This is a genomic window from Amycolatopsis sp. MJM2582, from assembly GCF_000754115.1.
GTDB lineage: Bacteria > Actinomycetota > Actinomycetes > Mycobacteriales > Pseudonocardiaceae > Amycolatopsis > Amycolatopsis japonica.
Genome location: NZ_JPLW01000002.1, coordinates 1,843,151 through 1,867,584, shown reverse-complemented (window position 1 = coordinate 1,867,584; position 24,434 = coordinate 1,843,151). Strand labels below are relative to the sequence as shown.

Below are 24,434 nucleotides of genomic sequence, written 5' to 3'. Positions count from 1 at the left end.
CCTGCGGCGGTTCGAGGATACGTTGTCCGGACACCCCACAAGAATACCGCAGATCGAACAAGTGTGCGAATGTGAAAACTTTTATCGAAATCTAATTCAAGAAGTGTTCGTGGGGCAGGTTGCGAAAGCCTCGTCAGACCGTTGACCCCTCAAAGATCAAGGCGCAGAATGGTTTCCTCGATCTCGCCACCCCGAGCGGCCGCGTAGGCGACTTCGGTCCCAACGACAATGAAGCCAGCCTTCTCCAGCACCCGAAGCGACCCGAGATTGTCGCTGGCGGCGCGGGCATACAAAGGCCGGACCTCGATCGTCTCCAGGAACAGAGCGAGGGCTCGGCTCGCGATTCCTTGCCCCCAAACGGCACGGTCGATCCAGTAGGTGATTTCGGCGTCGCCTTCCACGAAGAATCTGCCGATGGTGCCGAGGAAGCGGCCATCACCGGTCACCGCACGCACGATGAGATCCGGAGAAGTCCTCAACTTCGCCATGTGGCGGTCGAACGCTTCGCGATCGTCGGGGTCCCTCGCGACGAACGCGGCCATTCTGACCGATTCGGGGTCACGCATCAGCTCGTACAAGGTGTCCAGGTCGCGGTCCTCGACCGACCGCAGTGCCACCTCGACCATCGATCTCCTCCTCAGCGTATCGGCGACGTCCCAGCCAACCATCAAACCCGAAATCCGCCTAAGGTGGCCGAGACGCCGCAGTCATCCCCGGGAGGCACGCATGTCGTTGTTGGCCCAGCTGAACTCCGCGATCACCACGGGCGCGATCGAGGTCGTCGACCTCACCGCCCCGCTGAGCGCGAGCACCCCGATCCTCCAGTTGCCGGAGCCGTTCGCGAACACGATCCCGTTCGGCCTGGAGGAGATCAGCCGGTACGACGAACGCGGGCCGCGCTGGTACTGGAACAACATCCACACCGGCGAGCACACCGGGACCCACCTCGACGTCCCCGTGCACTGGGTGTCGGGAAAGGACGGCCACGACGTCTCCGAGGTGCCGTTGCGCACGCTGGTCGCCCCGGCCGTGGTGCTCGACGCGTCCGCCCGCGCGGCCGAAGACCCGGACTACCTGCTGTCCATAGAAGACATCCGTGAGTGGGAGCGCGTGAACGGGCCACTGCCCGATGGCGGCTGGCTGCTCTACCGCACGGGCTGGGACGCTCGCTCGCACGATCAGGAAGCCTTCCTCAACAACGACGAGAACGGTCCGCACACCCCGGGTGTTTCGGGGGAGTGCGCTCGCTGGCTCGCGGAGGAGGCGCCGATCACCGGGTTCGGGGTGGAGACAGTCGGCACCGACGCGGGACAGGCTCTCGCGCTCGAACCGGCCTTCCCATGCCATGAACTCCTTCTGGGCGCCGGAAAACACGGCTTGACCCAGTTGCGGAACCTGGCGAGTCTGCCGGCCACCGGCTCGCTGCTGATCGTCAGCCCGCTCCCGATCGTCGGCGGTTCCGGCAGTCCCGCCAGGGTCTACGCGCTGGTCGAGCGGGTATGAACGTCGCCGAGCTGGTCGGCCGCACACTCGCGGAACTCGGTGTGGGTGCCGCGTTCGGGGTGGTGGGCAGCGGCAATTTCGAGGCGACCAACGGATTGCGGGCCGGTGGGGTGCGGTTCGTCGCCGCGCGGCACGAGGGCGGCGCGGCGAGTATGGCCGACGCGTTCGCCCGGATGAGTGGCCAGGTCTCGGTACTGAGTCTCCATCAGGGCTGCGGGCTGACCAACGCGCTCACCGGAATCACCGAGGCTGCCAAGAGCCGGACCCCGATGATCGTCCTGGCTGGGGATACCGCGGCGTCCGCGGTGCTGTCGAACTTCCGGGTCGATCAGGACGCGCTCGCGGCCGCCGTCGGCGCGGTGTCCGAACGTGTACACGGCGCGCGGACCGCGGTCGCCGACACCGTCCGTGCCTATCGGACGGCGGTGCAGCAGCGAAGGACCGTCCTGCTCAACCTTCCGCTCGACGTCCAAGCGCAGGAAGCGCCCGAAGCGGTCACGGTTCCGGAAATCCCCGGCCCGGCGTCGATCCGCCCGAGTGCCGACGCGATCGCCAAACTGGCCGATCTCCTCGTCGAAGCGCGGCGGCCGGTGTTCATCGCCGGCCGCGGCGCACGGGGGAGCGCCACACCTCTGAAAGAGCTCGCAGAGGTCTCCGGCGCGTTGCTGGCGACTTCGGCGGTGGCGCACGGCCTCTTCCGCGACGATCCCTTCTCGATCGGGATCTCGGGCGGCTTTTCGTCGCCGCGCGCGGCGGATCTCATCAGGGACGCCGACCTCGTGATCGGCTGGGGGTGCGCGCTGAACATGTGGACCACCCGGCACGGCACGCTACTCGGTCCGGCCGCCCGGCGGGTCCAGGTCGACGTCGACCAAGCGGCGCTCGGGGCGCACCGGCCGATCGACCTGGGCGTCGTCGGCGACGTCGCCGGCACGGCCGCGGACGTGCACGCCGAACTCGTGAGGCGTGGCCACCACAGGAGCCGCGAAGTTCCCGAAACCACCCGATGGAACGACGTCCCGTATAACGACCTATCCGGCGGCGGGAGGATCGATCCGCGCACGCTCAGCCGCCGTCTCGACGAGATACTGCCCGCCGAACGGGTGGTCTCGATCGACTCCGGCAACTTCATGGGCTACCCGAGCGCGTATCTGTCCGTCCCCGACGAGAACGGCTTCTGCTTCACCCAGGCGTTCCAAAGCATCGGGCTCGGCCTCGGGACGGCGATCGGCGCGGCGCTGGCCAAGCCGGAGCGCCTGCCGGTGCTCGGGGTCGGCGACGGCGGGTTCCACATGGCCCTCTCCGAGCTGGAAACCGCCGTACGACTACGGATCCCGCTCGTCGTCATCGTCTACAACGACGCGGCGTACGGCGCCGAGATCCACCATTTCGGCACCGCGGACATGACGACGGTCCGGTTCCCCGACACCGACATCGCGGCGATCGGACGCGGTTTCGGCTGCACCGGGGTCACCGTGCGGTCGGTCGAGGATCTCGCCGCCGTCGAGGACTGGCTCGACGGCCCACGGGACGCGCCGCTCGTCGTCGACGCCAAGATCTCCGACGACGGCGGCTCGTGGTGGCTCGCCGAAGCCTTCCGGCATTGAGTCCTCTAAACGCCCCAGTCCGGCCGCAGCGGCATGCCCGCGTCGCCGTCCGGGCCGACCTTCACCCCGAGCACTTGGTGCAGTTCGATTTCCCGGCGTTCGAAGGCGAGGCGGCACGCGGCCATGTACAGCGCCCAGACGCGGCTCCGGCCGGCGCCCGCTTCGGCGACGGCCTCGTCCCAGTTCGCGTCGAGGTTGGCGCACCAGGCGCCGAGGGTGGTGGCGTAATGCTCACGGAGATTCTCCGAATGCCGCACCTCCAGCCCGCTGTCGTGCATCGCGGTGGCGATCTCCCCGACGGATTCCAGTTCGCCGTCGGGGAAGACGTACCGGTCGATGAACCCGCGTGACCGGTGCGGGACGGAGGTGTCCGGGTTGGTGATGCAGTGGTTCAGCAGTCGCCCGTGCGGCTTCAGTTTCCCCGCGAGGAAACGGAAGTACGACGGCAGGTTGCGCGCGCCGATGTGTTCGGTGAGCCCGATCGACGACACCGCGTCGAAGCCCGTTTCTGTGACGTCCCGATAGTCGAGATGCCGCACCTCGGCGCGGTCCGCGAGCCCCTTGGTCACGATGTCCTTCTGCGCCCATTGCGCCTGTTCGCGCGAAAGGGTGACGCCCAGCGCCTCGACGCCGTAGTTCGCGACCGCGTGCTCGACCATCCCGCCCCAGCCGCAGCCGACGTCCAGCAGCCGCATGCCGGGCCGGAGCCCGAGTTTCCGGCACACCAGGTCGAATTTGTGCGCCTGCGCCTCTTCCAGCGACGCGCCTTCGGACGGATACGCGGCGCAGGTGTAGGCCATCGACGGGCCGAGTACCAGTTCGTAGAACCGGTTCGAGACGTCGTAGTGGTTCGAGATCGCGTTGCTGTCGCGCGCTTTCGAATGCCGTAGCCCGTCGAAGACGCGCTTGGCGCGGCTCGGCAGTTCTTCGGCGGGCGGGGCGACTCGGCGCAGATGCCTCGGTCCGAGTTCGCGCAGCAGCCACAACCGGTCCGCGGCGCTGAGCTGATCGACCTGGGCCACGAGCGCGCGCAACGCCGAGTAGAGATCGCCGTCCACGTCGAGCGCGCCGGCGACGTAGGCACGGGCGAGCCCGAGATCGCCAGGGGACGACATCAGGTACGTCAGCGCCAACGGCGACCGCACCTGGATCGACACCGGCGCGTCCGCCGGGCCGCTCGTGCTGCCGTCGTAGGCGGTGATGGACACTTCGGCGCTCGGGCCGAGCAACCGCTCGAAGATCTTCCCGACGGTGGTCGTCTCAGCCATGATCGTCTCTCTTCTTCCCTGGCCCGATCACCGCCGCCGCACGCATTTCGCGTACAGGTCGAGCAGGCGGCCGTCGGGGTCGTAGGCCGTCTTCAGTTTCCGGTAGGCGTCGCCGTTGTACAGCCGCCAGAACTCCTCTTCGGCATAGAAACTGTCGGAGTACAGCGATTTCCGCCCGCCGAGCCGGGTCACTTCGGCCTCGATCAGCCGATTGTGCGTATCCGGCGCCTCGCCGGGGTCCAGCGGCACGGCGGACCAGAACCCGAAGTTGACGTACAGCGTCCCGGGGTCCATTTCGTACAGCGGCGAGTTCACGCCGCCCGGCCGCTGCTTCAGCGGGCAGATCCACACCGGGCTGATCGGGATCTCGCGGCGGAAGAAGTCCAGGAACTCCGCGGCCCGCGAGAGCGGTACTTCGATGTCCTGGACGATGGTCTCTTCCGGGGGAAGACGACGGAGCTTGAGCAGTTTCGCGGCGATCCCGAACCGGCGGTCGAGCGCCACGACCTTCCAGTAGACCGACGACCGCAGCAACCGCCTGCCCAGCAACAACCGGGGGAGCCGGTGCTGCACGCCGAACGCCCGCGAGCACCAGAACCAGTCCGTGTCCCAGCGCCACAGGTAGTCCCGGACGCTCAGATGGTCGGTCTCGCGGGAGCGGATCGACTTGTAGTAGATGTCGAGCCAGGTGTAATCGCTGGTCACCGGTGCCGAGGAGGTGAAAGTGCCCAGCGTCAGATACTGCTCGCCCGGCCCGAAGACCGTTCCGTCCACGAAGTCCGCCGACCCGCTCCGGCATGCTTCTCCGAGGGCCGCGAAGTACTCCTCGGTGTCTTCGTACCGCACATGGTCGAGCCGGACGTACGGCTTGACCGGCTCCAGCTCGATCTTCAACCGCAACGCGTAGCCGAGCGTCCCGTACGAGTTCGGGAAGCCGTGGAACAGATCGCTGTGCTCGTTGTCCGGCCTGGCGACGACGATCCTGCCGTCGCCGGTGAGGATCTCCATCTCCAGTATCGACTCGTGCACGAGCCCGTTGCGGAACGAGGACGACTCGATGCCGAGGCCGGTGACCGCGCCACCGAGCGTGATGGTCTTGAGCTGCGGCACGACCAACGGCATCAGCCCGTGCGGCAGGGTCGCGTCCACCAGTTGCTCGTAGGTGACCATGCCTTCGACGTCGGCCGTGCGCGCCAAGGGATCGACGTCGAGCACGTGCGTGAATCCCGAGACGTCCAGCCCCGGTGTGCTGGTCGCCTTCCGTGCCCGGAACAGGTTCGACGTCCGCTTCGCCAGCCGGATGGTCCCGTGGAGATCGGCGAGCCGTGCCCGGAGGATTTCGGCACGTGCCTCGTGTTCGGCGAACCGGACCAGCCGCGCCGTCTCCCGGATCCCGCTGTCGCTGCTCGCCATCAGTTCATCGTGCCCCACCGAACCGCCTGGCGCAGCCCTTGACCGTCAGCGGAGCCCGGGCAGCGGGACCGCATCCGCCATGGCGGTGAAGCCCTTGTCTCCGGGGTGGAGGTGATCACCGGAGTCGTACTCGGGTTTCATCCGCTGCGGGTCGGCGGGATCGCGGATCACCGCGTCGAAGTCGATGTAGCCGTCGAAAAGCCGGCTCGTCCGGATGAACCGGTTCACCGCCTGCCGGGTCTCCTCGAGTTGCGGCGTGTACGAACCCCAGCCCTTCCACGGCGTGATCGTCGCGCCCAGTACGCGCAGACCGCGGTCGTGCGCCCGGCCCGCGATCTGCTTCAACGCCGAGATGATCTTGTTCGGGTCGGCCTGGTGCGGGGTCTGCTGGATGTCGTTGATGCCCTCGAACACGATCGCCGTCCGCACGCCGGACTGGCCGAGCACGTCCCGGTCCAGCCGGGCCAGTGCGTTGACGCCGTAGTTGCCGCCGTCGAGCAGCAGCCGGTTCCCGCTGATCCCGGCGTTGAGCACACCCGTCCGCGCGCTGATCTTGTCGGCGAGCTGATCGGGCCAGCGCAGGTTCGCGCCCCAGGTCGAGTTCGCCCCGTCGGTGATCGAATCGCCGATCGCCACGACACTGCCCCGCAGGCCGCGGCCCCGGACATCCACACCGGACACGTAGTGCCAGACCGCGGTCTTCTCCGGGAACGACGCCGCCGACTCGTCGGCCGCCTTGTCGCCGTTCCGGGTGAAGTACGAGTTCTGCATCGCCAACGGGTGGTAGGTGACCGGACCCGACGGCGTCGGCGTGTACGTGGTGACCAGGAGATCGCCGTCCCTCGGCACCGTCAGCGCCGTACCGTCGCTGAGGACGTCGGCGCCCGGCGGCACGGTGACCTCGCGGTCCCCGCCGAAGGTCAGCGTGCGCATCGTGCCCGGTACGGCCTGCGGGGTGTCCGGGCCGGCGGCGACCGCGACGGTCACCCGGCCGAACAGCACCGGAGTCCGGCCGAAGGCGTTGGACAGCCGCACACGCACCTCGTGCCCGCCGACGCTGGTGTGCACGACGTTGCGGATCGAGAAGTTCGGATAGCCGTTGTCGGTCCCGGCCACCCCGGCCGCGGGAGCCGCCGCCCAGGTGCCCACCCAGCCGCTCGAGGCGGCGCTTTCCACTCCGGACGGCGGGGCCGCCGCTGCGACCCCGGGCACCACACCCAGCACCAGGATTCCCGCTACGGCGAGCTGTTTCACGCGCATGTCGGTTTCGCCTCCACCCAGTCGGCTCCACCCATCGTCAGTGAATCACCGACAGGCGGTCAACGGCCCGGACGGGACAGGTTTCTGTCGGTGGTCGCGATTAGCCTGAACGCCATGAAGTCAGCCGCCCTCCGGAAGATCTGCCTCGGCTTCCCCGGCGCCCGGGAGGAGTTCCCGTTCGGCGAGGACATCAACGTGTTCAAGGTCGTGGGCAAGGTGTTCGCGCTCGGTCCGCTCAAGGCGGAACCGCTGCGGATCAGCCTCAAATGCGAGCCCGACCTCGCCGTCCGGTTGCGTGCCGAGCATCCGGCGATCATCCCCGGCTACCACCTGAACAAACGACACTGGAACACCGTCGAACTGGACGGTTCGCTGACCGACGACTTCGTCCGGGAGCTGATCGAGGACTCGTACGACCTCGTCGTCGCGGGCCTGCCGAAACGAGAACAGGAGAAACTGAACTGGGTCGCGCTCAGCCGGGAATGAGCATCGGAGGTTTCATCGGGATTTCATCGGTCTCTGCCTCCTACCGTGGGCGGAGATGGGTGCCGACCGCCGCACGATGACTCGCCCACCGGGACTTCCTAGGCTGATGTCCGTGCTGGAGATCTTGCGGGACCGGTTGCGGGCACGGGTGCAGGTCAGCCTCGCCCGGGCCGGGCTGACCCTGCCGTGGTGGGTGCCGGTGAGTTCCACCCTGGTGAGCGCGGTGTTCGCGGTGGTCGCCCTGGTTCAGCGAGACGCCCTGCTGCCGCCGGGCCCGGTGGCGCTGGCAGGGCTGGTCGTGATCGTCAGACCGCTGATCTGGGCCACCACCGATTGGGTCGTGCCGTGGGTGCGGATGGCCGCGCTGATCGTCGCGGCCGCGATCCTGCTCATCGAGCCGGTGCTTCCGGATTTCGCGCCGTTGCTGCTTCTGATGGCGGCCACCGAGGCGGGCAGTATCCTGCGGACGCCGCTGGGGATCGCCCTCGTGACCGCCGCGGGTGAACTGGTCCTGGTCGTGGCGGGGATCTGGGGCGGCCTGATCGGCGGGCCCGTGTACATGGTCGCGGTCCTGCTCGGCCTCTGTGGTGGGCTCGTGGTCCGCTGGTACACCCGGGCACTCGACGCCGAACGCGGCGCACGCGACGTCTCCCGCGACAAGGCGCTGCTCGCCGAACGCCAGCGGATCGCGCGTGAGGTGCACGACGTCGTCGGTCATTCGCTCAGCATCACCCTGCTGCACCTGACCGGTGCCCGGCACGCGCTCCAACAGGACCGCGACGTCGACGAGGCGATCGAAGCGCTGACCGAAGCCGAGCAGGTGGGACGGGCGGCGATGGCCGACATCCGCCGTACGGTCGGCCTGCTGGCCGACTCCCCGTCGGGCAGCGCCCCGCTACCGGGCGTGGAAGACATCGCGACGCTGGTGGAACGCACCCGCAGCGCCGGACTGGCGGTGCGCTATACACAGGAAGGCGACCTCGGCCGGGTAGGCGCCTCGGAAGGATTGGGCCTCTACCGGATCGTGCAGGAATCACTTGTCAACGTCGTCAAGCACGCCCCCGGCGCGACCGCGGAGGTCCGGCTGGACGCCGGCCGTTCCGGGCTGAACCTCGTCGTCAGCAACACCCTCCCCGCGACCGTCCGCCGCGCGGCCGAGGACGGTTCGGGGCTGGCCGGGATGGCCGTCCGGGCGGCGCAGCTCGGTGCAGATCTCAGCGCCGGGCCCAGCGGCAGGCAGTGGATCGTGCGCGTCACCGTGCCGGGGGTCAAGCCGTGAGCGCCGCCGAGATCCAGGTGCTGCTGGTCGACGACCAGGAGCTGGTCCGGTCCGGGCTGCGGCGCATCCTGCGCCGGCGCGACGGGTTCGTCATCGCGGGGGAATGCGGTGACGGCGCGGAGGTGCCCGCGGCGCTGGCCGCGCACGAGGTCGACGTCATCGTGATGGACCTGCGGATGAAGAACGTCGGCGGCGTCGAGGCCACGAGGCGGCTGCGGCGGACCGGCGGGCATCCGCCGGTGCTGGCGCTGACCACCTTCGACGACGACAACCTGTTGGCCGACGCGCTGAGGGCGGGCGCGGCGGGTTATGTGCTCAAGGATTCCCCCGCCGAAGACCTGATCCGGGCCGTGCGGGCGGTCGCCGCGGGCGACGCCTGGCTGGACCCCGGCGTCACCGGGCGGGTGCTCGCCGCCTATCGGCAGGCCGCCGGGAACGGCAGCGGCGGGCGTTCGCCGGAACTGCTGACACCGAGGGAACAGGACGTGCTCAGGGCGATCGGCCGGGGGCTGACCAACGCGGAGATCGCCGCGGCTCTCGTGATTTCGGAGGTGACCGTGAAAAGCCATATCGGCCGGATCTTCACCAAACTCGAGTTGCGGGACCGGGCGGCGGCGATCGTGTACGCGTTCGATCACGGGATCGTGGTGCCGGGCTAGTGCGGGACGAAGGGGGGATCATGTCGGAATCGAAACTGCGGTTCGAAGTGCTCGGCCCGTTGCGGGCCTGGCACGGCGAGACCCGGCTGGACCTCGGGCCGGTCCGCCAGCAGGCCGTCCTCGCCGCGCTGCTGCTGCGCCCGGACGTGACCGTCAGCCATTACGAACTCACCGACGGGCTCTGGGAGAAACCGCCGGAGTCGAACGTGCTGCCGGTGTACGTCCGGCGGCTGCGGCAATGCCTGGACACCTCGGGGACGAAGCCGCGGGACTCGGTGATCGTGTCCGACCGCGGTGGCTACCGGTTCGCCGGCAATGGGGTGCGCCTCGACGTGATCCGGCTGGAAGAGGTCGCCGCCGTCGCGGCCGCCGCCGAGGAAGCGGGCGACCTCGTCGCCGCGGTGGACACCTTCGCCGACGCGCTCCGGCTGTTCCACGGCGAGCCGCTGACGGGACTGCCCGGTGCGTTCGTCCAGGGTGAGCGGCGACGGCTGGAGGAACGCAAACTGCTGTTGCTGCGCCGGAAACTGAAGGCCCAGCTGAAACTCGGACGGTTCGACGAGGTGATCGGCGAGCTTTCGGCGCTGGTGTCCGCCGATCCGCCGAGCGAGCCGCTGGCCGCGTTGCTGATGCGGGCGCTCTACGGCGGCGGGCGGCAGGCGGAGGCGCTGGAGGTGTTCACCGACGTCCGCGAGCGGCTGGTGGAGCAGCTCGGTGTCGAGCCGGGTGAGGAGCTGCGGCAGGTACAGGAGGCGGTGCTGCGCGGGGACGAAGCGCTGCTCGGTGTCGCCCCGCGCCGGGAGCCTACTCGCCGGATCCGCAACGAACTGCCCGCCACCAACGGCGAACTCGTAGGCAGGGACCGGGAACTCGCGCTGCTCGTGGCGGACGGCGATCCGGAGTCGGTTTCGGTCGACACCGTCGACGGCGTCCCGGGCGCGGGGAAGACCACGCTCGCGGTGCGCGCGGCCCACGGGCTCCGCGAGTCCTATCCGGACGGTGCGTTGTTCGTGGATCTCCACGGCTACACCGAAGGTCGTGAGCCGGTGACGCCGGAGCGCGCGCTGCGTCGGCTGCTGCGCGCGGTCGGGGTAGACGACGGGCTCATGCCCGACGATCTCGACGAACTCTCCGCGTCGTGGCGGGCGGCGACCGCGCAACTGCGGTTGTTGCTGGTGCTCGACAACGCCGAGTCCGCCGGGCAGGTGCGGCCCTTGCTGCCGTCCGGGCCGGGCAGCCGGGTGCTGGTGACCAGCCGTCGCCGTCTGTCCGGTTTGGACGCCGATCGCCGCGTTTCCCTCGGCGCGCTGGGTATCGAAGCGGCGGAACGGCTGCTCGGCCGGATCGTCGGGGCACCGAGGGCAGAGGGTGAGCGGTTCGCCGTGCGTGCGCTCGCCGGGCTGTGCGGTCGTTTGCCGCTCGCGCTGCGGATCGCGGGCGCCCGCCTGCAGAACCGTCCGATGTGGACGTTCAAGGATCTGGTGGACCGGATGTCGGACGACGAGCGCAGGCTCGGCGAACTGACCGCCGAGGACCGCAGTGTCGAGGTGGCGCTGCGGCTGTCGTACGAACAGCTGCGCCCCGCCGAGCAGGACGCGTTCAGCGTGCTCGGCCTGTCGCCGACCGCCGAGTTCGACCGGCTCTCGGTCTCCGCGCTGCTGGACTGCTCGCCCGCCGAAGCCGAGCGGCGGCTGGAAAGCCTGGTCGACGCGAGCCTCGTGCAGGAGCCGGCGAGCGGCCGTTACCGGCTGCACGATCTGGTGGCGGTCTACGCCCGGCGGCTAGCGGGCGAGATGCCCGAAGAGGCCGCCGAAGCGGCACGAAAACGCGTGTACGGCTTGTATCTCGGCGCCGCTCGACGGGCGAGCGAATGGGGTGTCGCGCGGTTCCCGCTGGAGACGGGTGGTCCTTTCACCGGCCAGCGTGACGCTTCCGCCTGGCTCGACGCCGTCGGCGAACTGCCGGAGGTGGTGTCGCAAGCGGCCGAAGCCGGGCTGGACGACCTCGCGTGCGCGGTCGCCGAGGGACTGGTCGACTATCTCGCGCGCCAGCAGCGGTACCACGAATGCCGGACGGCGTTGCAGATCGCACTCCCGCTGGCGGAACGGGCCGAAGACGAACGCCTCGTCTCGTCGCTGCGGTTCTGCCTCGGCTACGCCTACGCCATGCAAGGGCAGCTGGACCGGGCGCGCGGCTGGTTCGACGACGCACTGCGGGCGGGCCAGGCCTCCGGGGACCGCGGTGTGGAGGCGCGGGCACTGGGCGGGCTGACCATGGTGGATCTGATCGCCGGACGGCACGATCTGGCGATCCCCGGCATGCGGCGGGTGATGGTCCTCGCCGACGAGGTGGGGGACAGGTGGCTCGCCGAGAGATCGCTGTCCGCGCTCGGTTATCTCGCGTACATGCGAGGGGAGCACGAAGAGGCGCTCGGCCACCTCGGCCGCGCCCAGGCGCTGGGGGAGGAGATCGGCAGTCCCGGGATGGTGGCCAGGGTGCTGTGCCACAGCGGCACCGTCCGCCTCGAAATCGGCCGGTTCGCCGAAGCGGCGCTGGACCTCCGACGCTCCGTCGAACTCGCCGAAGAGACCACGGACGGCCTACTGATCGCGTCCAGCCTGGCTCGGCTGGGCGCCGCGGAACTGGAACTGGGGAACCTCGACGCGGCCTTCGAACTCCAGCGGCGCGCGCTGACCGCGGTCACCGAAGAGACCATCGTCGGGATGGAGTCCGAGATCCGTAACCGGCTCGGCCGTACCCACCTCGCGGCGGGTGACCCGGTGGCGGCGAGGGAGCATTTCGAGTGGGTGCTCACCACCATCGGACCCGACGGCGATCCCGCTCAGCGCACTCTCGCGCTGGAGGGGCTGGAGCTCACCAAACAGTCGGTACTCCGGCGTTGACGATCGTGAACCGGTGCCCCGTCATGCTCGTCCGCCAGCGCGCGAAGTAGGTGTCGGCGGCGTCGGCCAGGTGCACGCCGGCGCGGACCTCGTGGACGGCGTAAGCCCACTCCGCGGCGTCGCACAGCACCAATTCCCTTGGTGCGCCGCGTTTGCGGAGCACGGAGGAGCAGAGGGCGCCGCGCCGGCCGACGGCGCCGTCGTCGAGACAACGACGGAGGTCTTCGACGGCGTCGGCGGCGGTGTCGAACAGTGTCCACCGGTATCTCGGCGACGGGCGGCCGTCGGCCCACGGGGTGAAGAACGCCGCCCAGCTCCAGCCCGGTCCGGCGACCCCGTCCCGTTGCCCGGGGCTCGGCGCGTCGTCCCGGGGCGTCACCATGTTGTACGGGGTCCGGCTCGCCGGGCTCATGCACGTCTCCTCGTGGACCACCGGTCCGCGGTCGCGGATCCGTGCCCGGAACCGTAGGGCGGAGCCATGAAATCCCGATGAAACGCCGGTGGCACTAGAACTGCGGCACCACGGTCAGCCGCCGTCCGTTGAGCGGCTGCGGCGCGCGGGCGTTGCCCGCACCGAACAGGCCCTGGAACCGCGCGATCGTCGACGGCGAAACGGTCTGCTCGGACATCAGGAACCACTGCACCCCTTCGGTGAACGGGGCCGTCGTGAGCGAGCCGTCGTACCGCAGCGTGCTCCGGTCGCGGGGCAGGAGCGTGGCGAGGTCGAAGTCCTCCAATGCCACCGTTTCGCCGCATTCCGGGGCGAGCTTCGCCAGGACGCGATCCACCGGCGAGGCGGCGCCCGAGCGCAGCGGCACGCCGATCACCAGCAGTTTCCCGGCGGCACTACGGTGCACGAAATGCATTTCCAGCGGATCGGTGCGGCCGAGGAAACGGTGTTCGGACGGGGTGTGGAAATGGAACTGTTCGAGTTCGTAGCGGACCCCGGCGAGTGTGACGTGCCCGGTGCCCGGCCTGACGATGGCCTCTTCGGTTTCTTCGTGATTCCTCGTACCGCATCCGTTGGCGTCCGACGCGTCCTTTCGGATGTATTCGAGGTCCAGGTGCGAGTGGCCGTAGGAGATGTCCGGTTTCGGCAGGGCCGGGTCGAACCTGATCGCGCCGGGGGAAATGTCGACCGGGCTCTGTGACGGCTGCCGTGAGTGGGCGGTGCCGCCCGCGGTGAGCAGGAATCCGGTGAGGGCGAGGGGAACGACGAATGCGACAAGGCGCCTGCGCGTCACGCTCTGAACCTTTCGAAGAGCCGCACCCGATGGAGTGGTGCGCGCGAGAAGAACACATCTTTTTCCTGTGCCGAAGAATGTGCAAGCGTGGCTCGCGTCTATATCTCGTAAAGATTCACTGTGCGCATCCGGGTGGACACCCTTAGTATTCGAAGATGTCGATCTTGACCGCGCTCCTCAGCTTGGTGGCCCTCTTTCCCGTCGTGGACCCCGTCGCGCGAACGGGTGCCTGCGAGGGAACGGACGGGGTGACCGTCGCGGTCGGCGTGCTCGTGCGGTGCGTGCCCGGCTCGCCCGGTGACGCGCGGACCGCGCTCGAACGCTCCGGGCTCGCGATTCGGCTGGGTGACGGATCGGGGCCATACGGCGATTCCCGCTACGTCTGCCGCGTCGAAGGCCTGCCGGATGGCGATCCGTGCACCGGTCATCGGGACGGAACGTCGTTCTGGAAGGTGTGGCGGGTCGGGCTGGATCCGGTGGCCTGGCGCGAATCCGGGACCCAGGACGGGCCCGGCGCGGTGCGTGTCTGTCCCGGCGGGCTCGTCGGCTTCGTCTTCGGGCCGAAGACCGCGCAGATGCCCGTGGCTCCCGAGCGCGTCGTGACCACGCCCGGATGGCTTCCGCCCCGGTGCTGACGGGTCAGTGCGCCGGGACGATGAGCGACGCCATCACCTTCGGGATCAGTTCGCTGACGAACCGGCCGTCGGCGGGGAGTTCGCCGCCTGCCAGCAGATAGTTCTGCAGTCCTTGTTCGTACAGGGCGACGAGGACGAGCACCGCGTCGTCCGCCGAGATCGTCAGCTTCCGGCCGATCCGGTCCAGGGTGCCGACCAGGATCGCGCCCAGTTCGGTGTGGAAATGCCGGAACGCGGCGCCGATCCGGTCGCGGAGCTCCGGCTGCCGCAGGCCCTGCGTGCGGAATTCCGCGCACAGCAGGTACCAGTCCTTGTCCGCGTTGAGCGCGACCATGAACAGTTCGGCGATCCGCCCGAGCGTGGGGGAGAGGTCTTCGTGCGCGCCGACGACGGTGTCGCCGAGCACGCTCTCGGTGGCCTCGCGGAACCGCTCGAGCCGGATCGCGTTCTCCTCCTGGAACAGGGCGAGGAAGAGGTCTTCCTTCGAGCTGAAGTTCGAGTAGAAGGCGCCGCGGGTGAAGCCGGCGCGTTCGCAGATCAGCTCGACCGGGGTGTCCCGGATGCCGCGTTCGGAGAAGGCCTCGTACGCCGCGTCGATCAGCCGTCGGCGGGTGTCCGCCCGGCGCCTGGTCATGGTGGCGCCCCGCTCCTCGGTCATCTCGCCATTCTTTCGCATCGGCCCGGTTCACCCGGCTGTGGGACAGGATACATCGTGAATCGGATACAGCGTGTATTACGATACGCCATGTATCCAACGAGCGCCGGGAGCCGATCGTGTCGTCATTCCTCTACCGCCTCGGCAGGCTGGCCGCCCGCGGACGCGTACTGGTCACCGCGTTGTGGCTGGTCGTGCTGTGCGTCTCCGGCGGCGCGGCGCTGCTGTTCGGCCAGGGCACCGACGACACGTTCGCGATCCCCGGCTCGGAGTCCCAGGAGGCGCTCGATCACCTCGGGCGCGTCTTCCCGCAAGTGAGCGGGACGTCGGCGCAGCTGGTGGTGCTCGTCCCCGAAGGGCAGAGGGCCGATTCCGCCGCTGTACGCGACTCCGTCTCCGCCGTGGTCCCGGAGCTGACCGGTGCCCCGCAGGTCTCGACGGTGGTCAATCCCTTCGATCCGGCCGTGCACGACGCGGTGTCCAAGGACGGTCGCGCGGCGCTGGTCACCGTCCAGCTCGACGTCGGACTGGCCGACATCCAGCCGTCGACCCGGACCGCGCTCGCCGGGATCGCGCAGGACCTGGAGAACCGGATCGGCCACGGCACCGAGGTGCTCACCGGCGGCGACGCGTTCTCGGACAAGGTGCCGAAGCTCAGCCCCACCGAGGGGATCGGCCTCGTCATCGCGCTCGTCGTGCTGCTGATGGTGTTCGGTTCGTTCATCGCGGCCGGAATGCCTTTGCTGACGGCGATCCTCGGGGTCGGCGTCTCGGTGGCGCTGGTCTACGCGGCGACGTCGGTGGCGACGGTGTCCTCCACGGCGCCGATGCTCGCGGTCATGCTCGGGCTGGCCGTCGGCATCGACTACGCGCTCTTCCTCCTTTCCCGCCACCGGGATCAGCTCGCCGAAGGACTCGAGGTCGAGGAGTCCATCGCCAGGGCGACCGCCACCGCCGGATCCGCGGTCATCTTCGCCGGGCTCACCGTGGTGATCGCGCTGCTGGGCCTGTTCGTCGCCGGGATCCCGTTCCTGACGACGATGGGTATCGCGGCGGCGGGCGGCGTCGCGGTCGCGGTGATCGTGGCCATCACCCTCATCCCCGCACTGCTGGCGTTCGCCGGCGAACGGCTGCGGCCCAAGAAGCCGCGAAAGGCACGGAAGACCAAGAAGAAGACGCGGTTCAGCCTTCGCTGGGTCCGGCTCGCCACGAAGTCCCCGTGGGTCACGATCGCGCTGATCGTCGGGGTGCTCGCGATCGCGTCGGTGCCCGCGCTGGATCTCCGGCTCGCCTTGCCGGACAACGGAACCGACGAGGACGGCACTCCGGCCAGGGTCGCTTACGACGCCGTCGCCGAGCATTTCGGGCCAGGCTTCAACGGCCCGCTCGTCGTCACCGCGGACATCCTGTCGACCACCGACCCGGTCGGGATCACCAACGGCATCGCCGACGACATCCGTAAGGTGCCCGGCGTCGCCGTCGTCCCACTCGCGACGCCGAACCCCAAGGGCGACACCGCGATCATCCAGGTCGTGCCGACGACCGGCGCCTTCGACGAAGCGACCGACGACCTCGTCGAACGGCTGCGGGCCATGGAAGGACAGTTCAAGGACCGGTACGGCGTGCAGACCGCGGTCACCGGGTTCACCGCCGTCGGCATCGACGTGTCCACGCAACTCGGCGACGCGCTGCTGCCGTTCGGCATCCTGGTCGTCGGGCTCTCGCTGGTGCTGCTGGCGATGGTGTTCCGCTCGATCCTCGTGCCGCTCAAAGCCACCTTCGGCTACCTGCTTTCGATCGGTGCGGCGTTCGGCGCGACGTCGTTCGTGTTCGGGCAGGGACATCTGGCGGACGCGCTGGGCGTCACCCGCACCGGCAGCGTGATCAGCTTCCTGCCGATCATCCTGATGGGTGTCCTTTTCGGACTGGCCATGGATTACGAGGTGTTCCTCGTGTCCCGGATCAGGGAGGACTACGTCCATCACGGCGACGCGCACAAGGCGATCGAGACGGGCTTCGTGTCCGCGTCGAGGGTCGTGACTGCGGCGGCGGTGATCATGCTGGGCGTGTTCGCCGCCTTCGTGCCCGACGGCAGCGCCACGATCAAACCGATCGCGTTCAGTCTCGCGGTCGGGGTGTTCGTGGACGCCTTCCTGGTGCGGATGACGCTCGTCCCGGCGATCCTCGCGCTGCTGGGCCCGCGCGCCTGGGGCCTGCCGCCGTGGCTGGACCGCAAACTCCCGGTGTTCGACGCCGAGGGCGACGGCCTCGTCCACGAACTCCGGCTCGCCGACTGGCCCGCGCCGGGTTCGCCCGAGGTGATCAGTGCCGCCGGTCTCCGGGTCGACGACGACCGGGGCCGCACCATCTTCCGCGACGTCGAACTGCATCTCGGCCCGGGGGAGATCCTCGCCGTGCACGGTTCCGGCCCGGCGGGCAAGAGCGCGCTGCTCTACGCGCTCGCCGGCCGGGTGCCGAACGTCCGCGGTGATCTGAAGGTCCTCGGCCGGGTGCTGCCGCAGCATGCGCACGCCGTCCGGCGGAACGTGGCCTTCGTCGCCTGCAAGGAGACCGACGACCCGGCCGGCGAGGTCCGCCGCGCGCTCGACGACGGTGTCGCGCTCGTCTTCCTCGACGACCTGGACACCGTCGTCAACACCGCCCAGCGCGCGGGGTTGCGAGCCTCGTTCGCGAGCAGGGAAGCGACCTTCGCCGTGTCCTGCCAGAGCCTCGCCATCGTGCGGGATCTGCTGCCCACCACCGCCGTCGCGGGTCTCGCCATGACACCCGCCCCCGTCCCCGCCGAGGTCCGCTGATGTCCCGCTTCTTCACCGGTTCCGCCCGCGCGACCGCCATCGGACCGCTGACCTGGAAGACCTGGCTCGGGATCGTGCTCGTGCCGGTGATCGTCGCGCTCGGGCTGGCGTGGGCGTTCTGGTCGCCCGAGGCCAACCACGGCGCGGCCAAGGCCGCCGTGGTCAACGACGACGAGCCGGTGACGGTGAACGGGCAGCTGATCCCGCTCGGCCGGGAACTGGCCGGAAACCTCGTGCACGGCGAGGATTCCGCGTACACGTGGGTGCTCACCGACGCCGAGGACGCGAAGGAGGGCATCTCCGACGGCACGTATTCGGCCGTCGTGACGATTCCGCGGGATTTCTCCGCGCAGGCCACGTCGACGTCGGGTAAGCCGCTCGACGCGAAGCAGGCGATCATGCGCGTCGAGACGTCACAGCGCACCGGTCTGGTCGATCCGGTGGCGAGCCGCGAGGTCGCGAACGCGACGCTCACCGCGCTGAACCGGCAGATCGTCGAGACCTATGTGGACAATCTGTACGTCGGGTTCTCCTCGATCCACCAGCAGCTGGTGCAGGCGGCCGACGGCAGCGACCAGCTCGTGGTCGGACTGCGGCAGTTGTCCGACGGGACCGGGAAACTGGCCGCGGGCGCGGGAGAACTCGCCGGTGGGGCGGGAAAACTCAGCGGCGCCGCCGGGCAGCTGGCGGACGGCGCGCGCAAACTCGCGAACGGCACCGGGCAGCTCGCCACCGGTTCCGGTCAGTTGTCGTCGGGGCTGACGCAGGCGGAGAAGGACACCGCGCAGCTGCCCCGGCTGACCAGGGAACTGGCCGACGGGGCACAGCAGGTCGCGAACGGCAACAAGCAGCTGTCCGACAAGATCTCGCCGCTGGCGGACAAGGTCGTGCGGATCATCGACGCCCTGCCGTCGGCTGGCGACTCGGCGCGCAAATTCGCGGAACTGGCCCGGAAATGCGATCAGGACACGAAATTCTGCGCCGATCTCAAGGCCGCTTCGGAGAAGCTCACGGCCGACGCCGCGATCCTCGACGGCAAACGCGCCGAAATCCGCGACGCCGTCGTCCAGACGAAGAAGGCGGTGCAAGACCTTTCGGCGGGCTCGCAGAAGGTCGCCGACGGGAACAAGCAGCTCGCGGACAAGTCGAAGGAACTCGCGGGCGGCATCGGCACGGCGGCCGACGGCGCGCGGAAACTCGACGCCGGGGTCAAGGCCGCCGACTCGGGGGCACGGCAGCTCGCCGACGGCTCCGGGCAACTCGCCGGCGGCGCGACGACGCTGTCCACCGGTGCGGGTGAACTCGCCACCGGCGCCCGTTCCGCCGCCGATGGCGCCGAGCGCGCCGAATCCGGGGCCTCGGAACTGGCCAAGGGCCTCAACGAGGGCCGGGGCAAGGTGCCCGACTACACCCAGGCCGAACGCGACCACCTCAAACAGGTCGCCGCCACCCCCGCGATCGCCGACACGGCGGGCTCGGGATCGTTCGGCGAAGGCGCGGTGGCGCTGATCCTGGTGCTGGCGCTGTGGGGCTGCGCGCTGGCGACGTACCAGGTGATCCGGGCGGTGCCGCCGAGCGTGCTCACCACCCGCGAACCGAGCTGGCGGATCATCCTCGCCGCGGCCGTCCCCGGCGCGACGCTGGCGGTGCTGACCGCCCTGATCCTGACCGGCGTGTTCTGGGCGTTCCTCGGCCTGAGCTTCGGCAAGGCGGTGACGCTGCTGGTGGTGCTCGTGCTCGCGGCGGGGACGTTCACCGTCGTCAACCAGGCGCTGGTGGCGATCTTCAAACGTCCCGGCCGCTTCGCCGCCCTGGCGATCCTCGTGCTCACAGTCGGCGCTTCGCTGGTCTCGACCGTGCCTGGCTTTTTCGGGACCGTGCTGGGGATCCTGCCTACCAACGGCGCCTTGGTGGCGCTGCGGTCGCTCCTGACCGGGACAGACGGACTGACGTCGGGGATCGTGCAGCTCGTGGTGTGGCTGGGAATCGGGACCCTGGCGATGATCCTGGTGACGGACCGGCGGCGGTCCTTGCCCGGACGAGAATTGCGCCTACCCCTCAGGGGTATGTGACGAGCATCGCTGCCTAGTACCCCTAGGGGGTATGTATGGTGAGCTCATGAACATGACGATGCACCACGGAACGCATGGCCACGAACCCGCCGGTCTCGCGTCGACCCAAGGTGGCTACACCCCGGCGCCCACCACCACAAAGCTCATCCCTGGAACGACGGCGCCCTTCACCTTCCGAATCCTTGGCGCCGACGGCAAGCCGGTTACCGCCTACGACGTCGAGCACGAAAAGCGGCTGCACCTCATCGTCGTCCGCCGTGACACCGCGGGCTTCCAGCACATCCATCCCGAACTCGGCGACGACGGCACTTGGTCGGTTCCGCTGACCATCGCCGACGCCGGGGTCTACCGCGTGTTCGCCGACTTCAAGCCTAGCGGCGGCGAGGGGATCACCTTGGGGGTCGATCTCTTTGCCGGCGGGGACTTCCGCCCTGTCGAATACCGGACTTCGCGCGTCGCGGAGGTCGATGGCTACCGGGTCCACCTCGACGGCGAACTCACGCCGGGAATGCCGTCGAAGGTGACCCTCACCGTCACCAAGGACGGCCGTGCGGTCACCGATCTCCAGCCGTACCTGGGTGCGTATGGGCACTTGGTCGCGCTGCGCGGTGGCGACCTCGCGTACCTGCACGTCCACCCCGACGGCGAATCCGGCGACGGCCGGACCGCGGCGGGTCCCGAGGTGACGTTCTTCGCCGGGTTCCCGACGGCGGGGACTTACCGGCTGTTCCTCGACTTCCAGCACGAGGGCAAGGTCCGCACCGCCGAGTTCACCGTCACCGCTTGACGGCGAGACCGGGCCTCGATCAATATGAACACGTGTTCATGAACGTGTGTTCATGACGGAGGAGGTTCTGCGATGTCCGGCATCGTCAACACCGCGCAGTCCAAGGCGTGGAACGGCTACGAGGGACGGCACTGGGCCGAGCACGACGGGCGCTACGACGCGGTGAACAGCGGGTTCAACGACTTCCTGTTCGACGCCGCCGGAATCGGCGAACGGGACCGGGTGCTCGACATCGGCTGTGGAAACGGGCAGGTCACCCGGCTCGCCGCCGTTCGGGCTCCGCTCGGGGAGGCGACCGGGATCGACCTGTCCGCGCCGATGCTCGCCACGGCGCGGGCCCGCGCGGAGGCCGAGGGTGTGGCGAACGTGCGGTTCGAGCAGGGCGACGTTCAGGTCTTTCCGCTGGGGGAAGGGGTTTTCGACGTCGCGCTCAGCCGGTTCGCGGTGACGTTCTTCGCGGATCCGGTCGCCGCCTTCGCGCATGTGCGCAGGGCGCTGAAGCCGGGCGGCAGGCTCGCGTTCCTGTGCATGACCGCACTCGCCGGAACCGATCTCGGCACCGTTTTCGGCGCGCTGTCACCGTTCCTGCCGACCCCGACCGGCGAGGACGGTACCGGCCCGACGGCGTTCGCCGACCCCGAACGGGCTCGCTCGGTGCTGACGGACGCCGGATTCCGCGAGGTCACGGCCACTCGCGTCGAGGCCGATCAGGTCTGGGGGAGCGACGTGGCCGACGCCGCCGGGTTCATCGCGGACTGGGGTCCGGTCAGGTACCACCTCGGTCTGGCCGGCGAAGAAGCGGCGAACGGCGCGCGAGAAGCGCTTTCGGCCGCGCTGCGGCCCTTCGCCGGGCCGGGCGGTGTGCGGCTGCGCGGTGCCGCGTGGCTGGTCAAGGCGAAATCCTGATGGCACCGAGGAAAGCGGCGGCACTGCGCGACACCGAAGACGGCCGGAGCCTGCGCGAGCATCTGATCGGCACGGCCGCGGACCTGATCTCCGCCAACGGCACCGCGGAACTCACGGTCCGGGCCATCGCGCGGGCGGCTGGGGTCGCCGACGGCGTGCTGTACAACCACTTCACCGACAAGGAGGAGTTGCTGGCCGACGCGCTGGCGGAACACGTGCGGCGGGTCGAAGCGGGGCTCGGCGAGCTGCTGGCGCCCGGTTCGGCCACGGTCGAAGCCAATCTCCGCGCCCAGTTGGCGTACGGGTTGGCTCTGCACAAGGAGATCCTGCCAGCGTTCGCCGGACTGCTCGCCCGCCCCGCCGTGCTCGCGCGGTTCGGCGAACTGGCCGGAGACGGGGAGACCTGGCGCGATCGCCTCGCCGGATATCTGCGCGCGGAGAAGGAACTCGGCAGGCTGGACGGCGATGTCGACGCGGCTGCGTCGATGCTGGTCGGCGTCTGTCACGAATCGGTGCTCACCGCGCTGCTCCCGCACGGCCCGCGGGTGGCCACGTCGCCCGCGGTGAAAGCAGTGGTCAAGACGGTGCTGGAGGGTATCGCGGTGCGCTGACGCCCGTGTCGCGTTCGACACGGGTTGATCAGTGGGTGTTCTGGGTAACCCGGTTGTGCGACTTCAGCAAGGAGGTCGCGCGCGAGGGGAAGGGTGGCTCCATGATCAACATCGCGGAGCATCCGGTGCCGGGAACCTGGGTGCTCGACCTGCGGGCCACGACGCCACGGGCGTTGCCGGACATGCGCGCTTGGGTGGTCAGATGCCTTCCCGATCTCGGCGAGGGACATCGCGACGACGTCCTGCTGGCGGCGACGGAGCTCGTCGCCAACGCTTATGTGCACGGGGGTGGCGCGCGCCACATCCAGTTGTGGCGTGGCGTGTCGCCTTGTGCTGTCCGCATCGAGGTCGCGGATGTCAGCGTCGAACAGCCGCGGGCGCGGTGCTCGCAGTTCGAGGATCCCCGCGGGCGCGGCCTTCTCGTCGTCGACGGGGTGGCCGTGCAATGGGGTGTCCGGCGCGAGCCGGTGCGCGGCGGGAAGATCGTCTGGGCGCACATCCGGTGCGACGGCGGTTGTCCGGAAGCACTCCCGCGCGTGCGCGTGAAGCGCTCCCGGAACTGATCACCGCGGTTCACCTCATCTTTTCGTGCGGCCTTCGATCGCGGCGCGGGCGGCCTCGACCGATTTGCGGACGACGACTTCCGTGGAGTAGCCCTGTTTCGTGAACACTCCGTCGAGGTAGAACGTGCCGTAGCCGTGCGCCTGGGTGAACAGCTGCTCCATCAGTTCGAGCCCGTCCTCCGGCCGGTCGGCGACGGTGAGGCAGAGCATGACGAACTGGTCGGTCAGGCGCCGGGTCTGCTCGTGCAGCGCGGCGTGCTCGGGGCCCTGCAGGCCGTCGGAGTAGATGATGTTCATCCCGGCCCGGCGTTCGATCAGGTACTCCGTGTACGCGCCGGCGGCCGCGGCGAGCGCGGCGACCGGTTCGGTCTCGGCCTCGATGGCGTCGTGCACCCTGTCCGCCAGCTGACAGGCGACCTTGGCGGCGATCGCGGCCAGCAGGCTTTCCTTGTCCGGGAAGTGCCGATAGGGCGCGCCGGGACTGACCTTCGCGCGCCTGGCGACCTCGGCGACGGAGAACGCGCCGAGCCCTTGTTCGGCGATCAGGTCGAGGGAGACCCGGACGAGTTCGGCGCGAAGGTCGCCGTGATGGTACTTGCCGCCCATGTCGTGAATCACACCGTCCCGGTCGCGGAATATGTAAGAGCCCTCTTACGCTGGTTGTAAGTGACCTCTTACATGGTCTCACTGTTTCTCGGAGGGTTTCATGACGACGACCACGCACGCCATCGCCGCGCCGTCCCCGGGCGCCGCCCTGTCGCCGACGACGATCGAGCGTCGCGACCTGCGTCCGGACGACGTGCTGATCGACATCGCGTACGCGGGGATCTGCCACAGCGACATCCACCAGGTGAAGGAGGACTGGGGCAGCGCGATCTTCCCGATGGTGCCCGGGCACGAGATCGCCGGCGTCGTCGCCGCGGTCGGCTCCGACGTGACGAAGTACCAGGTCGGCGACCGGGTCGGGGTCGGCTGCATGGTCGATTCCTGTGGTGAGTGCGAGTACTGCCTCGCGGGCACCGAGCAGTTCTGCGTCAAGGGCAACATCCAGACCTACAACGGAGTCGGTTTCGACGGCGAGAACACCTACGGCGGGTACAGCCGCCAGATCGTCGTGAAGGACGCTTTCGTCTGCCGCATCCCGGAAGGCATCGGCCTCGACGTCGCCGCCCCGCTGCTGTGCGCGGGCATCACCACCTACTCCCCGCTGAACCGCTGGGGAGCGGGGCCGGGCAAGAAGGTCGCCGTCGTCGGACTCGGCGGGCTCGGGCATATGGCGGTCAAGATCGCGGTCGCGATGGGCGCTGAGGTCACCGTGCTCAGCCAGAGCCTGAAGAAGCAGGAAGACGGCCTGAAGCTGGGCGCGAAGGACTACTTCGCGACCGGTGACGCGTCGACGTTCAAGGCGCTGCGCGGCCGCTTCGACCTGATCCTCAACACCGTTTCGGCGACGTTGCCCGTCGACTCCTACCTCGGCATGCTGCGGGTCGGCGGCGCGATGGTGAACGTCGGCGCGCCCGGCGAACCGCTGTCCTACAACGCCTTCTCGCTGCTGGGTGGGAACAAGGTGCTCGCCGGCTCGATGATCGGCGGGATCGCCGAGACGCAGGAGATGCTCGACTTCTGCGCCGAGCACGGGATCGGCGCGGAGATCGAGACGATCTCGGCCGACCAGGTGAACGTGGCCTACGACCGGGTCGAGAACAGCGACGTCCGCTACCGGTTCGTCATCGACGCGGCGACCATCGGCGCCTGACGTCAAGCGGG

22 protein-coding genes are annotated in these 24,434 nt (G+C 69.2%); 14 read left to right on the top strand and 8 right to left on the bottom strand.

Features of this window, described 5'->3' with window-relative positions; translation table 11 throughout:
* Positions 1–149 precede the first annotated feature (149 nt).
* A complete protein-coding gene (locus tag ED92_RS18695; protein ID WP_037340370.1) occupies positions 150–626 on the bottom strand; it encodes a GNAT family N-acetyltransferase in 477 nt (158 codons plus the stop codon).
* A 100-nt stretch (positions 627–726) separates the two neighbouring features.
* Here ED92_RS18695 and ED92_RS18690 point away from each other — a divergent pair, with 100 nt between their 5' ends.
* Together ED92_RS18690 and ED92_RS18685 are read left to right on the top strand one after the other, a co-directional pair.
* Positions 727–1,503, top strand: coding sequence for a cyclase family protein (locus tag ED92_RS18690; RefSeq protein ID WP_037339697.1), 777 nt, complete (start codon positions 727–729; stop codon positions 1,501–1,503).
* A complete protein-coding gene (locus ED92_RS18685; protein WP_037339694.1) occupies positions 1,500–3,110 on the top strand; it encodes a thiamine pyrophosphate-binding protein in 1,611 nt (536 codons plus the stop codon). Before ED92_RS18690 ends, ED92_RS18685 begins: the two co-directional genes overlap by 4 nt.
* Before the next feature lie 5 nt (positions 3,111–3,115).
* On the opposite strand, the gene ED92_RS18680 is transcribed toward ED92_RS18685, so the two are convergent.
* From ED92_RS18680 to ED92_RS18670, 3 genes are read right to left on the bottom strand one after another with little or no spacing between them, the layout of a single operon-like run.
* Positions 3,116–4,378 carry a class I SAM-dependent methyltransferase gene (locus tag ED92_RS18680; RefSeq protein ID WP_037339692.1) on the bottom strand — a complete coding sequence of 421 codons (1,263 nt, stop codon included), beginning with the start codon at positions 4,376–4,378 and terminating at the stop codon, positions 3,116–3,118.
* 27 nt (positions 4,379–4,405) lie between these two features.
* Positions 4,406–5,791, bottom strand: a complete 1,386-nt coding sequence (locus tag ED92_RS18675) for an FAD-binding oxidoreductase (protein ID WP_037339690.1) — start codon at positions 5,789–5,791, stop codon at positions 4,406–4,408.
* Between the two features lie 45 nt (positions 5,792–5,836).
* On the bottom strand, positions 5,837–7,051 hold the full coding sequence (locus ED92_RS18670) for an SGNH/GDSL hydrolase family protein (protein WP_037339688.1): 1,215 nt from the start codon (positions 7,049–7,051) through the stop codon (positions 5,837–5,839).
* 114 nt (positions 7,052–7,165) lie between these two features.
* Between ED92_RS18670 and ED92_RS18665 the strand changes: the two genes are divergently transcribed.
* From ED92_RS18665 to ED92_RS18650, 4 genes are all read left to right on the top strand, one after another.
* Positions 7,166–7,537 carry an MmcQ/YjbR family DNA-binding protein gene (locus ED92_RS18665; RefSeq protein WP_037339686.1) on the top strand — a complete coding sequence of 124 codons (372 nt, stop codon included), beginning with the start codon at positions 7,166–7,168 and terminating at the stop codon, positions 7,535–7,537.
* 112 nt (positions 7,538–7,649) lie between these two features.
* The gene (locus ED92_RS18660) at positions 7,650–8,816 is read left to right on the top strand and encodes a sensor histidine kinase (RefSeq protein WP_037340367.1); all 1,167 of its coding nucleotides are present in this window, start codon (positions 7,650–7,652) and stop codon (positions 8,814–8,816) included.
* Positions 8,813–9,475 (top strand): response regulator transcription factor, encoded by a 663-nt coding sequence (locus ED92_RS18655; protein WP_037339684.1) that lies wholly within the window; start codon positions 8,813–8,815, stop codon positions 9,473–9,475. The genes ED92_RS18660 and ED92_RS18655 overlap by 4 nt, the downstream gene beginning before the upstream one ends.
* A 20-nt stretch (positions 9,476–9,495) precedes the next feature.
* Positions 9,496–12,378: a BTAD domain-containing putative transcriptional regulator gene (locus tag ED92_RS18650; protein WP_200882714.1), complete on the top strand. Its 2,883-nt coding sequence runs from the start codon at positions 9,496–9,498 to the stop codon at positions 12,376–12,378.
* On the opposite strand, the gene ED92_RS18645 is transcribed toward ED92_RS18650, so the two are convergent.
* Together ED92_RS18645 and ED92_RS41420 are read right to left on the bottom strand one after the other, a co-directional pair.
* Complete coding sequence (locus ED92_RS18645) at positions 12,350–12,790, bottom strand: hypothetical protein (protein WP_037339681.1); 441 nt, start codon at positions 12,788–12,790, stop codon at positions 12,350–12,352. The two genes, ED92_RS18650 and ED92_RS18645, sit on opposite strands and share 29 nt — an antisense overlap.
* Positions 12,791–12,884: 94 nt before the next feature.
* Entirely contained in the window at positions 12,885–13,622 is a 738-nt protein-coding gene (locus ED92_RS41420) for a carbonic anhydrase family protein (RefSeq protein ID WP_052120678.1), read from the bottom strand.
* Between the two features lie 155 nt (positions 13,623–13,777).
* On the opposite strand from ED92_RS41420, the gene ED92_RS18635 reads away from it, so the two are divergent.
* Positions 13,778–14,257, top strand: a complete 480-nt coding sequence (locus tag ED92_RS18635) for a hypothetical protein (protein WP_037339679.1) — start codon at positions 13,778–13,780, stop codon at positions 14,255–14,257.
* 4 nt (positions 14,258–14,261) lie between these two features.
* Here ED92_RS18635 and ED92_RS18630 read toward each other — a convergent pair whose 3' ends face one another.
* On the bottom strand, positions 14,262–14,915 hold the full coding sequence (locus tag ED92_RS18630) for a TetR/AcrR family transcriptional regulator (protein WP_037339677.1): 654 nt from the start codon (positions 14,913–14,915) through the stop codon (positions 14,262–14,264).
* 116 nt (positions 14,916–15,031) lie between these two features.
* On the opposite strand from ED92_RS18630, the gene ED92_RS18625 reads away from it, so the two are divergent.
* From ED92_RS18625 to ED92_RS18600, 6 genes are all read left to right on the top strand, one after another.
* A complete protein-coding gene (locus ED92_RS18625; RefSeq protein WP_037339675.1) occupies positions 15,032–17,728 on the top strand; it encodes an MMPL family transporter in 2,697 nt (898 codons plus the stop codon).
* Entirely contained in the window at positions 17,728–19,800 is a 2,073-nt protein-coding gene (locus ED92_RS18620; protein ID WP_037339673.1) for a YhgE/Pip domain-containing protein, read from the top strand. Before ED92_RS18625 ends, ED92_RS18620 begins: the two co-directional genes overlap by 1 nt.
* 46 nt (positions 19,801–19,846) lie before the next feature.
* Positions 19,847–20,587, top strand: a complete 741-nt coding sequence (locus tag ED92_RS18615) for a DUF748 domain-containing protein (protein WP_235213316.1) — start codon at positions 19,847–19,849, stop codon at positions 20,585–20,587.
* A gap of 72 nt (positions 20,588–20,659) precedes the next feature.
* On the top strand, positions 20,660–21,493 hold the full coding sequence (locus ED92_RS18610) for a class I SAM-dependent methyltransferase (RefSeq protein WP_037339669.1): 834 nt from the start codon (positions 20,660–20,662) through the stop codon (positions 21,491–21,493).
* Positions 21,493–22,104 (top strand): TetR/AcrR family transcriptional regulator, encoded by a 612-nt coding sequence (locus tag ED92_RS18605; RefSeq protein WP_037339667.1) that lies wholly within the window; start codon positions 21,493–21,495, stop codon positions 22,102–22,104. The genes ED92_RS18610 and ED92_RS18605 overlap by 1 nt, the downstream gene beginning before the upstream one ends.
* Before the next feature lie 101 nt (positions 22,105–22,205).
* On the top strand, positions 22,206–22,667 hold the full coding sequence (locus tag ED92_RS18600) for an ATP-binding protein (RefSeq protein ID WP_037339664.1): 462 nt from the start codon (positions 22,206–22,208) through the stop codon (positions 22,665–22,667).
* A 15-nt stretch (positions 22,668–22,682) separates the two neighbouring features.
* On the opposite strand, the gene ED92_RS18595 is transcribed toward ED92_RS18600, so the two are convergent.
* Positions 22,683–23,285 (bottom strand): TetR/AcrR family transcriptional regulator, encoded by a 603-nt coding sequence (locus tag ED92_RS18595; protein WP_037339663.1) that lies wholly within the window; start codon positions 23,283–23,285, stop codon positions 22,683–22,685.
* An 88-nt stretch (positions 23,286–23,373) separates the two neighbouring features.
* On the opposite strand from ED92_RS18595, the gene ED92_RS18590 reads away from it, so the two are divergent.
* A complete protein-coding gene (locus tag ED92_RS18590) occupies positions 23,374–24,423 on the top strand; it encodes an NAD(P)-dependent alcohol dehydrogenase (RefSeq protein WP_037339662.1) in 1,050 nt (349 codons plus the stop codon).
* The last annotated feature ends 11 nt before the right edge of the window (positions 24,424–24,434 follow it).